The 12,503-nt window shown below is 54.2% G+C and carries 9 protein-coding genes; 1 reads left to right on the top strand and 8 read right to left on the bottom strand.

Annotation, left to right across the window (positions count from 1 at the left end):
- Window positions 1-667: 667 nt before the first annotated feature.
- Window positions 668-3,916 (top strand): ribonuclease E, encoded by a 3,249-nt coding sequence (gene rne, locus HVZ39_RS15405; protein ID WP_181632645.1) that lies wholly within the window; start codon window positions 668-670, stop codon window positions 3,914-3,916.
- Between the two features lie 242 nt (window positions 3,917-4,158).
- Here the strand turns inward: rne and flgL are convergent, their stop codons facing one another.
- From flgL to flgE, 8 genes are all read right to left on the bottom strand, one after another.
- A complete protein-coding gene (flgL, locus tag HVZ39_RS15410) occupies window positions 4,159-5,112 on the bottom strand; it encodes a flagellar hook-associated protein FlgL (protein ID WP_094761485.1) in 954 nt (317 codons plus the stop codon).
- A gap of 14 nt (window positions 5,113-5,126) precedes the next feature.
- A complete protein-coding gene (gene flgK / locus HVZ39_RS15415; protein WP_181632646.1) occupies window positions 5,127-6,785 on the bottom strand; it encodes a flagellar hook-associated protein FlgK in 1,659 nt (552 codons plus the stop codon).
- Between the two features lie 64 nt (window positions 6,786-6,849).
- On the bottom strand, window positions 6,850-7,800 hold the full coding sequence (gene flgJ, locus HVZ39_RS15420; RefSeq protein ID WP_181632647.1) for a flagellar assembly peptidoglycan hydrolase FlgJ: 951 nt from the start codon (window positions 7,798-7,800) through the stop codon (window positions 6,850-6,852).
- Window positions 7,800-8,876: a flagellar basal body P-ring protein FlgI gene (locus tag HVZ39_RS15425; RefSeq protein WP_181633703.1), complete on the bottom strand. Its 1,077-nt coding sequence runs from the start codon at window positions 8,874-8,876 to the stop codon at window positions 7,800-7,802. The genes flgJ and HVZ39_RS15425 overlap by 1 nt, the downstream gene beginning before the upstream one ends.
- Window positions 8,877-8,909: 33 nt before the next feature.
- Entirely contained in the window at window positions 8,910-9,608 is a 699-nt protein-coding gene (locus HVZ39_RS15430) for a flagellar basal body L-ring protein FlgH (protein WP_046274759.1), read from the bottom strand.
- Between the two features lie 57 nt (window positions 9,609-9,665).
- Entirely contained in the window at window positions 9,666-10,448 is a 783-nt protein-coding gene (gene flgG / locus HVZ39_RS15435; protein WP_003036202.1) for a flagellar basal-body rod protein FlgG, read from the bottom strand.
- A gap of 13 nt (window positions 10,449-10,461) precedes the next feature.
- The gene (locus HVZ39_RS15440) at window positions 10,462-11,217 is read right to left on the bottom strand and encodes a flagellar basal body rod protein FlgF (protein ID WP_016156188.1); all 756 of its coding nucleotides are present in this window, start codon (window positions 11,215-11,217) and stop codon (window positions 10,462-10,464) included.
- 20 nt (window positions 11,218-11,237) lie between these two features.
- On the bottom strand, window positions 11,238-12,491 hold the full coding sequence (gene flgE, locus HVZ39_RS15445; protein ID WP_016152628.1) for a flagellar hook protein FlgE: 1,254 nt from the start codon (window positions 12,489-12,491) through the stop codon (window positions 11,238-11,240).
- Window positions 12,492-12,503: the final 12 nt, after the last annotated feature.

Raw genomic sequence — 12,503 nt, forward strand, 5'->3', positions numbered from 1 at the left:
GCGCCACACATTTTTCTATGCTTATATTAACTGCTATACCTTATTACTTAAGTTTGACATCGCCGATTTGGTGGTTATTAAAGCAATCACTACGCGGAAGTGAAAAAACTGTGAGTAACCGGGTGATAAATGGCAAAAGTCATCTTGCTATAACAAGGTTAGCAGTGGAATAATGAGGTTGTTTCCGTGTTGAATCTTGTTAAAACAAGAACTTTTCCGGAATGACCCAATTTTGCCCGACCGATCATCAACGCAGCAATGGCGTAAGACGTATTGATCTTTCAGGCAGTTAGCGGGCTGCGGGTTGCAGTCCTTACCGGTAAGTGCTCTATAGATTTCGCGTTGTAGGAAGGCGGCAAGTCTGGGAACCCCAGGTGCTTACTCCTGTAAGTGGTTGGGGTAAGAAGATGAAGCCAACGCACCCACAGCGTGAAAGACGATAAGCACGATGGAAGCTTCTCTGGAGAGTAACACCCAGACTGTTCCCCTGATAATTGCGCTGTGTTTCCGTATGAAATACAGGCAACCGACACTCTGCGCCTCTTTGAGCTGACGATAACCGTGAGGTTGGCGACGCGAATAGACACGAGGCCATCGGTTCACACCCGGAAAGGCATTACTCTGCCCGCAGCTTAGTCGTCAATGTAAGAATAATGAGTAAGTTACGATGAAAAGAATGTTAATTAACGCGACTCAGCAGGAAGAGTTGCGTGTCGCCCTTGTAGATGGGCAGCGTCTGTACGATCTGGATATCGAAAGTCCTGGACACGAACAGAAAAAAGCCAACATCTATAAAGGCAAAATTACCCGTATTGAACCGAGTCTGGAAGCTGCTTTTGTTGATTACGGCGCTGAACGTCACGGTTTCCTCCCGTTAAAAGAAATTGCCCGCGAATACTTCCCCGCTAGCTACAACTCCCATGGTCGTCCCAACATTAAAGACGTGTTGCGCGAAGGTCAGGAAGTCATTGTTCAGATCGATAAAGAAGAACGCGGCAATAAAGGCGCTGCGCTGACCACCTTTATCAGCCTGGCAGGTAGTTATCTGGTTCTGATGCCGAACAACCCGCGCGCGGGCGGTATCTCCCGTCGCATTGAAGGCGACGACCGTACCGAATTAAAAGAAGCGCTGGCAAGCCTGGAACTGCCTGACGGCATGGGGCTTATCGTGCGTACCGCAGGTGTCGGCAAATCTGCCGAAGCGTTGCAGTGGGATCTGAGTTTCCGCCTGAAGCACTGGGAAGCGATTCAAAAAGCCGCTGACAGCCGCCCTGCTCCGTTCCTGATCCATCAGGAAAGCAACGTTATCGTTCGCGCATTCCGTGACTATTTACGTCAGGACATCGGCGAAATCCTCATCGACAACCCGAAAGTTATGGAGATGGCGCGTCAGCACATCGCCGCGCTGGGTCGTCCGGATTTCAGCAGCAAAATCAAACTGTACACCGGTGAAATCCCGCTGTTCAGCCACTATCAAATCGAATCTCAAATTGAGTCCGCGTTCCAGCGCGAAGTGCGTCTGCCGTCCGGCGGCTCAATCGTTATCGACAGCACAGAAGCGCTGACCGCTATCGATATCAACTCCGCACGCGCGACCCGCGGCGGCGACATCGAAGAAACTGCGTTCAACACCAACCTTGAAGCAGCCGATGAAATTGCTCGTCAGCTGCGTCTGCGCGACCTCGGCGGCCTGATTGTAATCGACTTCATTGATATGACGCCGGTTCGTCACCAGCGTGCGGTTGAAAACCGTCTGCGTGAAGCCGTGCGTCAGGACAGAGCGCGTATTCAAATCAGCCATATTTCTCGCTTCGGCCTGCTGGAGATGTCCCGCCAGCGTCTGAGCCCGTCGCTGGGTGAATCCAGCCATCACGTATGCCCACGCTGCTCCGGCACGGGTACCGTACGTGATAACGAATCACTGTCGCTGTCTATTCTGCGTCTGATCGAAGAAGAAGCGCTGAAAGAAAATACGCAGGAAGTTCACGCTATTGTTCCTGTGCCGATCGCATCCTACCTGCTCAACGAAAAACGTACCGCGGTAAATGCCATCGAGACGCGTCAGAATGGCGTGCGCTGTGTGATTGTGCCAAACGATCAGATGGAAACCCCGCATTACTCCGTGCTGCGCGTACGCAAAGGGGAAGAAACACCAACCCTGAGCTACCTGCTGCCGAAACTGCATGAAGAAGCGATGGCATTGCCGACGGAAGAAGAGTTCGTCGAGCGTAAACAGCCAGAGCAGCCGGCATTAGCCACCTTTGCAATGCCAGAGGTGCCGCCAGCCCCTGCTTTGCAGGAACCTACTGCGAAGGCCGCCGCGCCTAAAGCCGCAGCAGCGACCGCGGCCGTCGCCGCACAGCCAGGTTTGATTAGCCGTTTCTTCAGCGCACTGAAGTCCATCTTCAGCGGTAGCGAAGAAGTGAAACCGGTTGAACAACCTGCGCCGAAAGCTGAAGAGAAAACCGACCGCCAGCAGGATCGTCGTAAACCGCGTCAGAACAATCGTCGCGACCGTAACGATCGTCGTGATAATCGCGACAACCGTGGCGAGCGTGATAACCGTAACGAGCGTTCAGAAAGCGGCGAAAACCGTGAAGATAACCGCCGTAACCGCCGTCAGTCGCAGCAGCAAAATGCGGAAACGCGCGATAACCGCCAGCAGTCTACTGAGGTCGCCGACAAAGCGAAATCCGGTGATGACCAGCAGGCTCCGCGTCGCGAGCGCAACCGCCGTCGCAACGATGATAAGCGTCAGGCGCAGCAGGAAGTTAAAGAGCTGAACCTTGCAGAACAACCTGCGCAGGATACCGAGCAGGAAGAGCGCGTTCGTCAGCCTCAGACTCGCCGTAAACAGCGTCAGCTGACTCAGAAAGTTCGTTACACAGACAGCCCGGCTGTTGAAGCCGAAGTCGCTACTGTCGAGGTGGTCGCTGAAACGGCTGTCGCTCAGCCAACTGAACAGCCCGTACCGGCACAGCGTACTGAACTGGCGAAAGTTGATCTGCCTGCCGTCGTTGCGACTGAGCAGGAAGACAACAGCGAAGCGCGTGACTCTAATGGTATGCCGCGTCGTTCCCGTCGCTCACCTCGCCATCTGCGCGTCAGTGGACAACGCCGTCGTCGCTATCGTGACGAGCGTTACCCGGTTCAGTCGCCGATGCCGTTAACGGTTGCCTGCGCATCTCCAGAATTAGCGTCCGGTAAAGTCTGGATCCGCTACCCTGTTGCTCGTCCTCAGGATCAGCAGGTTGCAGAGCAGCGCGAGCAGGAAACGGTTCAGGGGCAAACTGCACCTGTCGCCGTAGAGCCTCAGGTTGCTGCAGCTGCCGTTGAGCATATTGTGAACGCCCCTGCGTCGGTTGAAACCGTACAGCCAGAGGTGGTCATTGCTGAACCTCAGGCTACCGTCGTTGAAACCACGCATCCGGAAGTCATCGCTACTCCGGTCGAGGAACAACCGCAAATTATCGCTGAATCTGACGCGCCTGTTGCTGAGGATACCGCGGCGAAAGCCGAACCTGTCGCTGAAATTGTGGCTGCGCCGGTTGTCGAAGAATCTGCGGAGGTTGTTATTTCTCAGCCTGAAGTGGCTGAAGAGATTGCCGAGGTTGTGGAAACAGCGCCAGTGGCTGAAGAAGTTGCCGCGCCGCAAGAGGTTGTTGCCGCACCTGTCGTCGAAGACACAGTCGCTAAGGCTGAAGTTGTCGCAACCCGCATTGACGCAGAACATCTTCACAGCCACGCGGCCGCCCCGATGACCCGTGCTCCGGCACCAGAGTATGTGCCTGAAGCGCCGCGTCATAGTGACTGGCAACGCCCGGAATTCGCCTTTGAAGGTAAAGGTGCCGCAGGTGGACACAGCGCCACGCACCAGGCGACTGCGCCAGCAACGCGCCCGCAGCCCATTGAGTAAGTCATAATCAACATCAAAGCCGACCTTCGGGTCGGCTTTTTTTTATCTCTGCTCTACGCACTGGCAAACTGAGAAGGCGTGGTTACGCTGGCAATCTTTAGCGGTGCGATTGCGTGGGAAATAAGATTAACGGGGAATCTGTCGCTGAGAAAATAACAGTGGCCTAAAAAAATGCCCGCTCCGGGGTGTTAAAGGAGCGGGCAGACAAACATATCCAGTTTCAAGATATGTTCAAAAGTGTGTTACCGGTTCAGCTGAAATAGCGACATTCCCTGCATATCGGTAAATGTTTTGTACGATGCCTGCAGTGCGGCCTGCTGCATCACGTAGGACGAAATCGCTGCGTTCCAGTCAACATCCACCAGATTGCTCATCTGCTGAGTCTGGCCCAATGCGCGATCGGCGCCCAGTGAATCCAGTGAACTTAACTCGCTGAGCTGAGTCCCTAACTCTGCACGAACAGAAAGCACGTTATTCAGTGAATTTTTCAGGCCACGACTGGTTTTATCAATGGCTGCAGCGGCGGTAGCTTTTGCCGCGTCATTGCCCTCAATCGGGGTTTTGAGCGCATCAATAGCGGTATCCAGCATTTTGAACAGGTTCTTTTCCTGAGTACCGCCGCCTGGTTCCGGTACGGCATTACTGGTCAGATTAACAAATACTTTATCGCCAGTATGACCAATAACCATAGTACGGGAGGCATCGACCTGCTGGGTCACATTTGTTGTACCGCCGCTGTAAGCGCCATCTGCCTGAGCAAATGGTGCAGATTCTGTTTTATATCCGCCAAAAATATAGCGCCCATTACCGTCGGTGCTGTTCGCCAGGTTCATCAGTTGATCGCGGATCCCCTGCAGGTCGGTGGCCAGCGATGCACGGTCGTCATCGCTTAACGTGCCGTTCGCGGCATAGACAATTTTTTCCTGCGCGGTCTGAATTGCCGTCGTTACCTGACTCAGTACGTTCTCTTCCAGCGACACTTTTTGCGTCGCAAATGAACGCGCCAGCGTATATTGGCTGTTCTGCGCCTGTGCTTGAGAAAGCACCACGGCCTGCGAGGCGGCGATCGGGTCGTCAGATGGGTTAATCACACGTTTGCCCGTTGACATCTGCTCGCCGAACTTCATCCATTCAGCCTGAGAGTTAGTGATGCCACGCATATTCTGCTGGTACATCATCTGGGTGCTGATACGCATTGTTTCCCTCTCCCTTAGCGAATATTAATCAGTGCATCAAACAGCGCATTTGCGGTTTGCAGCACTTGCGCGTTAGCCAGGTAATACTGTTGATAGCGCTGTAAGTTACCGTATTCTTCGTCGAGGTTGACGCCGGAAATAGACTGCTGCTGCTTATAAAGCTGCGTTACCACGTTGTTCTGGGTAATGGCGCTGGTTTTCAGCGTCGCGGTTTTGTTCCCGACATCGCTTACCAGCGTGGCATAAGCATCGTTGAAGGTCTTATTACCCACGGTAGCTTTGGTCTGCAGATCCAGCAGTTTCTGACCGTTACGGTTATCGCTTTTTCCCTTATCAATATCCGGGTCCGGATCATTTTTTGAGACCTGGGCCATGGCGATTTTCGACTCATCGGTCACCATGACTTTCATATCAACAACGGCGTTACTGACAGGTTTCACTGTGAAGCTGTCATTTGCTTTTGCGCCAGCATTTACGGTGATTTCCATCCCGTCAAAGGACATCTTCCCACCGGTAACGGTAGCTTTGAAGCTGGTATTATCCGCCAGGCGAGTAACCTGCCAGTCCGTCCCGTCATAAACGATTTTATAATCGGTCGCCTGTACAGCAGAGCTGTCGGTAATCTTCGCGCTTAACGATCCTGTTCCTGTATTTTTAGCGTTGTTGAATACTGCCGGGCTACCGAAAGCAAAGAAATCCTTACCCTGATCGCCGTTCGCGTCAAAACCCTCTTTATGCTGGGTGTTAAACGCATCGGCAAACGCCAACGCCAGTTGGCCCAGTGTGTTACGCGTCTGATCAAGCTCTTGAGAACGGAAGGTCAACAGCCCGCCCAGTGAACCGGTATTCAACAGTTTTTCGGGAATTTCAACCTCGCCAGCAACCCCGTCGACGTAGGCCACTGTGATACGATTGGGATCGTCACTGGAGGGCACAGCCGCCAGCTGGCGTGCATTGCTGCCCTGCACCAGTGAATAGCCGTTCGCCATGGTTATGTTGTAAGTCCCGCCGTCCTGAACGCTGACTTCAACACCGACAATCTGGTTCAGTTCACTGACCAGTTGGTCGCGCTGGTCGAGTAAATCGTTAGGCGATGCGCCCGCGCCGACGCCGGTCAGACGGGAAATCTGATCGTTGAGGCTGGCAATCTGTTTTGAATAGTTGTTGATCTGGTCAACGCTAGCCTTGATCGCAGTATTAACCTGCTTGTCTTGATCGCGCAGATACTGGTCGGTTGTTCTGAACTGGTTGACTAAACCATCAGCTTTACCGATCAGCGCCTGGCGCGCCGCCGGGTCTTCCGCGTTACTGACAAGGGTTTGCAGGCTGGTAAAAAAGTCCTGCATTGAGGTCGAAATGGAACTGGTTTTGCTGGAGAGCAGATTGTCGATTTTCGACATTTGTTCATAGCGCGTTGTCAGGCCGCTGCTTTGGTTCTGCGCGGCACGTAACTGATTCGTGATAAAGGAGTCATACTCGCGCTGTACGCCAGAAACATAGACGCCATTGCCAACCCAGCCCCCCGCACCCAGCGTGCTGTTCGCTTGCGCCATAATTGTCGTTTGACGGGTGTATCCGGCAACGTTATAGCTGGAGATGTTATTACTGGCAGAATTCAACGCGGCCTGCGCTGCGGCGAGTCCACTCATCGCGTTATTAATCAAGCTGGACATGGAGGTTCCTTGTAATCCTTCAATACTCGTTATTATCGGCAGCAGGTTGGTAGACTTGAGCTATTTAAAAGAGATTATCGATATTCGTACTGTAGGTTTTGCTCACTTTTTCGCTCATCGATTTCAACTGCTGGATCATGCTGGTTAATTTACGCGCATAGTTAGGGTCAGTCGCGTAACCGGCATTCTGCAAAGCCTGTGCCCCCTGCTCGGCGGTAGCAGCGGCGGTTACCGCCGCATAGCGCGGGTTACGCGATATCAGACCGACATAATCCGACAGTGCCTCAAGGTAAGAGCTATAGACGCGGAATCGGGCTTTCACCTTTTTCGCCTCGCCGTTTTCATATTCGGTGGTGGTGATTTCGGTGGTTGGGCCTTTCCAGCTTCCCGAAGCCTTCACGCCAAAAATGTTAAAGCTCGGTTCACCGTTCTCACGGCGGATTTGTCGCTGCCCCCATCCAGACTCCAGCGCCGCCTGCGCCAGAATCAGATGATGCGGAACCCCGCTTTGCTGACTTGCCAGCTTAGCCGGCAGCGATAGCTGGGCGAGGAAGTCTTTGCTGTCACCTGACAGCGGCTCATCATTGCTTTCCGTCGCGCGGGGAATGGCTTTACGGACCAGTTGCGTCAGCGCCTGGTTTTGATAGCTGGTCACCGTTTCCAGAGAGAACTTCATTGGCACCTGCGGCGCATCTTCTGCGGGTTGCGCCTGCCCTTCAGTCATCTGCTTAACCATCATTTCAGCCAGTCCCAGACCTTTACCTGCGGTCATCTGCTGCGCAATTTGTTGGTCATACATGCTGGTATACAAACGTGTCGAATCACTGCTAAAAACGCCATCTTTCGGCAGCGCTTCACGCATGCTTTTCAGCATCATTTGTACGAACATCCCTTCAACCTGACGGGCAACCGGGCGGATATTCGCCGCCGGGTCCTGACCCGCTTTCGCTTTCAGTTCGTTCAGTGATTGCGCATCCCAGGCGGCACTGGTCAGCAGTTTGCTGTCACCAATCATTAGATGATTTCCAGTTTGGCGCGTAAGCATCCCGCGCTCTGCATCGATTGCAGAATGGACATCAGATCCATCGGCGTTGCCCCTAGCGCATTAAGCGCACGCACAACATTGTTCAGGTTGGCGCTGGAACGCACGCTTTGCAGCGAACCGCCGCTCTGGCGCAGATCGATCTGGGTTTGAGGTGTCACCACGGTCTGTCCACCGCCAAACGGTGTATCCGGCTGGCTGACGTTCGCCTGGCGGTTTACCGTAATCGACAAGTTGCCTTGCGCGACGGCACAGCTATCCAGCGTGACTTCACGGTTCATAACGACGGATCCAGTGCGCGAGTTGATAATCACTTTCGCATCCTGCGGCGTGACATTCACCTCCATATTCTGGATGTCAGCCAGGAAACGCACCTGCGAGCTGTTGCCGCTTGGCACGCGTACCTGAATCGTCCGGCCGTCCAGCGCAGTGGCGCTACCAAAGCCGCGCGAACGGTTAATGGTGTCGGTTATCTGCTGCGCCATTGTGAAATCTTCATTATTGAGCTGCAGATTAATGGTGTTACCGCCGCCGAACTGGCTGGGTAATTCACGTTCGATGGTCGCGCCGTTGGTAATACGTCCGCCATTGAGCTGGTTTACCTGCACGCTGCTGCCACCCGCAGCCGCGCCTGCACCGCCTACCAGAATATTCCCCTGTGCCAGCGCGTATACCTGGCTATCGACCCCTTTCAGCGGGGTCATCAGCAGCGTACCGCCGCGTAGGCTTTTGGCGTTCCCCATGGAAGAGACCACCACGTCAATGGTTTGCCCCTGACGACCAAAGGCCGGGAATTGCGCGGTCACCATCACCGCCGCCACGTTTTTCAGTTGCATATTGGTGCCGGTTGGCACGGTAATTCCCAACTGCGAAAGCATGTTGTTGAGCGTTTGCGTAGTAAACGGCGTCTGGGTAGTCTGGTCACCCGTGCCATCCAAACCGACCACCAGCCCATAACCAATCAACGAGTTTTCCCGCACGCCCTGAACGCTGGTCAGGTCACGAATACGGTCGGCATGCGCAAAGGTGGTTATCAGCACCAGTACCATTCCAACTAAAGATTTAAACACTGGCTACCTCGCTTACATCGGCGACAAGTTAAGGAAGAAACGCTGCAACCAGCCCATATTCTGCGCTTCATTGATGTAGCCGTTGCCGACATACTCAATACGTGCGTCCGCAACCTGAGTTGACGGTACGGAGTTGCTGCCACTGATGGTGCGCGGGTTAACGACCCCGGAGAAGCGAATGAATTCAGTGCCCTGATTAATGGCGATCTGTTTTTCACCCACAACATGTAAGTTGCCATTCACCAGTACCTGGTCGACCGTTACGGTCAGCGTACCGCTGAAGGTATTTCTGGCGTTCGCGCCGCCTTTACCGTTAAAGGAGTTACCGCCTGAAGCTTCTACGTCAGCACGCTCGTTGCCAAACAGTCCTTGCAAATAACGCGGTACGGTATCAAAACCAAAGTTGGTCTTGCCGTCACGGCTGGCATTAGCCGAAGAACTTTTGCTCGCGCTGACGTTTTCCTGCAATACGATGGTCAACGTATCGCCAATATTGCGCGGACGGCGGTCTTCGAATAGCGGCTGATAACCGTAGTTAATCGGTTGGGCCGACTGGAAGATTGATCCATTCGCCACCGGAGTCGGGCCAGGAACAGGCTGCGCAGACGTTGCGCCCTGCACGAGGGGCGTGGCCGGGATCCAGGCGCATCCTGTCAGTGAAACCACCAACAGGGCTAAAATTGGGTATGGGTGAAGCGCGTATTTTCGCATTGCGGTCATCTTCAAAATCAGTGTGCCGGTGAGGCTTTCACCCCACCGGGCCACACTTTAGAGTTGCGTCAGTTTTTGCAGCATCTGATCGGTGGTCGATACCGCTTTACTGTTGATTTCGTAAGCGCGCTGAACCTGGATCATGTTTACCAGCTCTTCCGCCACGTTGACGTTAGAGGTTTCAACATAACCCTGGTACAGCAGACCCGCGCCGTTCAGCCCCGGAGTGCTCTCATTCGGCGCACCGGATGACTGCGTTTCGGTGTACAGATTCTCACCAATGCTTTCCAGACCGGTATCGTTCATAAAAGTAGTCAGGTTAAGCTGCCCAACCTGAACCGGTGCTGCCTGGCCCTGCTGGGTTACGCTGACGATACCGTCGCGTCCAATGGTGATACTGAGCGAGTTAGCCGGGATGGTGATAGCCGGCTGAACCTGAAAACCACCCGCAGTCACCAGTTGGCCGTTCTGATCCACCTGGAAAGAACCGTCACGGGTGTAGGCGGACGTGCCATCAGGCAGCATGACCTGGAAAAAGCCCTGCCCTTTAATCGCCACATCTTTACTGTTGTTGGTCTGCGACAGGTTCCCCTGGCTGTGTAAACGCTCGGTCGCGACCGGGCGCACACCGGTACCAATCTGCAAACCAGACGGCAGTGTGGTTTGTTCAGAAGACTGTGCGCCAGGCTGGCGAATCGTCTGGTACAACAGATCTTCAAACACGGCACGTTGACGCTTAAATCCGTTGGTGCTGACGTTTGCCAGGTTGTTGGCAATCACATCCATGTTGGTTTGCTGCGCATCCAGGCCGGTTTTGGCGATCCATAATGAACTGATCATAAAATGTCCTGTATTAACTCATCGACAGCAGTTGGTTGGCGCGACCCGCGTTATCATCCACGCTACTGATAATCTTCATTTGCATTTCGAAACGACGGGCGTTGGCGATCATGTCACTCATCGCGGCTACCGGCTTAACGTTACTACCTTCCAGCACGCCCGACATAACGCGAATGCTGGGGTCGGCCTGTAACGTAGCGCCACGGGTAGCCTGCGCGGCCTGGGTCAGACGGAACATACCGTCATCGCCACGTTGCACTTCACTCCCCGTGGCCTTCACCAGTTTCAGTCGCCCAACTGGCGCAACGGTGTTAGCCGGATCGCCAGGGTTGAGCGCCGAGATCGTGCCGTCTGCCGCAATGGTGACTTCTGAACCTTCCGGTACGGCTATTGGTCCGGCTTCGCCAATCACCGGGTGTCCCTGAATGGTCAGTTCCCCCGTAGGGCTTACCTGAATGGCGCCATTTCGGGTATATCCTTCGCTACCGTCCGCGGTCTGCACAGCCAACCAGCCATCCTGTTGCAGCGCCACGTCCAGCGGACGTGAGGTATAGTCCATCTGACCCGGCGTCATATCGGCCCCCGGCGTGGAGGCCACCACCAGCGTACGCGTCGGTAAAGACAATCCTTCAACGGGAACCGCGCGCAGCGCATTGAGTTGCGCACGAAAACCCGGCGTTGAGGCGTTTGCCAGGTTGCTGGCCGTCACCGCTTGTTGATTCAGCGTCTGACTGGCCGCGCCCATGGCGGTATAAATTGCGTGATCCATTAAGCCATCCCGTCAGGCGCTTAGCGCAGGTTGACCAGCGTGTTGAGGATCTGGTCCTGGGTTTTGATGGTCTGCGCGTTCGACTGATAGTTACGCTGGGCGACGATCATATTCACCAGTTCTTTACTCAAATCCACATTTGATGCTTCCAGCGCGCCGTTGGTCAGCTTGCCGAAGTTACCCTCGCCTGCGGTACCCAGCAGCGCCACGCCGGAAGACTGCGTGGCTGCCCAGACGTTGTCACCCTGAGAAGCCAGACCTTCGTTGTTGGCAAAGTTTGCCAGCACGATCTGCCCCAGAACCTGTTGCTGTTCGTTGGAGTAGTTACCGACCACAGTACCGTCATTGTTAATCTGGTAGCTCACCAGGTCGCCCGGCTTATAGCCATTCTGATTCGTGGCAACGATGTTGTTGGCGCCAGTGTTCTGCTGCATGGAATTGAGGAAGCTCAGAGAGAAATTTGCCGCATCAGCACCGTTAATCTGCCCGGTTGTGATGTTGATTTCCTTTGGCCAGACGGTAGGAGGCGTTGGTACCGCCTCGGCGGCTGTGGCGCTAATCCCTAAGAACACACCATTTTCATTAAAGCGCATAAACCCTGCTGATTTTGCAGCGGCTCCGGTTGAAGCATCCTGTGTGTGAACTTCCCAGGTGTTGCTCTGCGCATTTTTGACATAAAAAATATTCATGTCATGGGCGTTACCCTGGCTATCGAAAACGGTAACGGTGCCTTTTTTGTTGTAGGAATCCGCATCGCTTGGATTAAACGGGGTCTTCGTTGGCACCTTGTCAGTGGAGTTCAGGTTGATCTGCATTGACGCAGTCGTGGTGGTTTTAGCCGCCATCAGCGTATTCGGGATAGTGATCGGCGCCGGGTTAGCACCTTGCTGTATCGTTGGCGGTGTACCGGTAGCCGGATAGCCCGTCAGCTGTAGCCCCTGCATGTTGACGATATTGCGGTTTTCATCGAGCTTGAACTGACCGTTACGGCTGTAGAAAACGGAACCGTTGCTGTCTACCATGCGGAAAAAACCGTTCTGGCTGATAGCGACATCCAGCCCGCGACCGGTGTTGGTCGTGGTACCGTCGGTAAAGTCCTGGGTAATGCCCGCAACTTTAACGCCCAGACCCACTTTAGAACCGGCGAACATATCGGCAAAAGAGGCCGTACCGGATTTAAAACCATAGGTGGCGGAGTTGGCGATGTTGTTACCAATGACATCGAGGTTGGTCGCTGCAGCGTTCAGACCGCTGACCGCTTGTGAAAAGGCCATGACTTACTCCTG

Source organism: Citrobacter sp. RHB35-C21 (assembly GCF_013816515.1).
Taxonomy (GTDB): Bacteria; Pseudomonadota; Gammaproteobacteria; order Enterobacterales; family Enterobacteriaceae; genus Citrobacter; species Citrobacter braakii.

Bases quoted from the DNA above. Each gene is read 5' to 3' on its own strand.
- rne (WP_181632645.1), top strand. From the start codon at position 668: ATGAAAAGAATGTTAATTAACGCGACTCAGCAGGAAGAGTTGCGTGTC.
- flgE (WP_016152628.1), bottom strand. From the start codon at position 12,491: ATGGCCTTTTCACAAGCGGTCAGCGGTCTGAACGCTGCAGCGACCAAC.
- HVZ39_RS15425 (WP_181633703.1), bottom strand. From the start codon at position 8,876: ATGGTACTGGTGCTGATAACCACCTTTGCGCATGCCGACCGTATTCGT.
- HVZ39_RS15430 (WP_046274759.1), bottom strand. From the start codon at position 9,608: ATGCGAAAATACGCGCTTCACCCATACCCAATTTTAGCCCTGTTGGTG.
- flgJ (WP_181632647.1), bottom strand. From the start codon at position 7,800: ATGATTGGTGACAGCAAACTGCTGACCAGTGCCGCCTGGGATGCGCAA.
- HVZ39_RS15440 (WP_016156188.1), bottom strand. From the start codon at position 11,217: ATGGATCACGCAATTTATACCGCCATGGGCGCGGCCAGTCAGACGCTG.
- flgL (WP_094761485.1), bottom strand. From the start codon at position 5,112: ATGCGTATCAGCACCCAGATGATGTACCAGCAGAATATGCGTGGCATC.
- flgK (WP_181632646.1), bottom strand. From the start codon at position 6,785: ATGTCCAGCTTGATTAATAACGCGATGAGTGGACTCGCCGCAGCGCAG.
- flgG (WP_003036202.1), bottom strand. From the start codon at position 10,448: ATGATCAGTTCATTATGGATCGCCAAAACCGGCCTGGATGCGCAGCAA.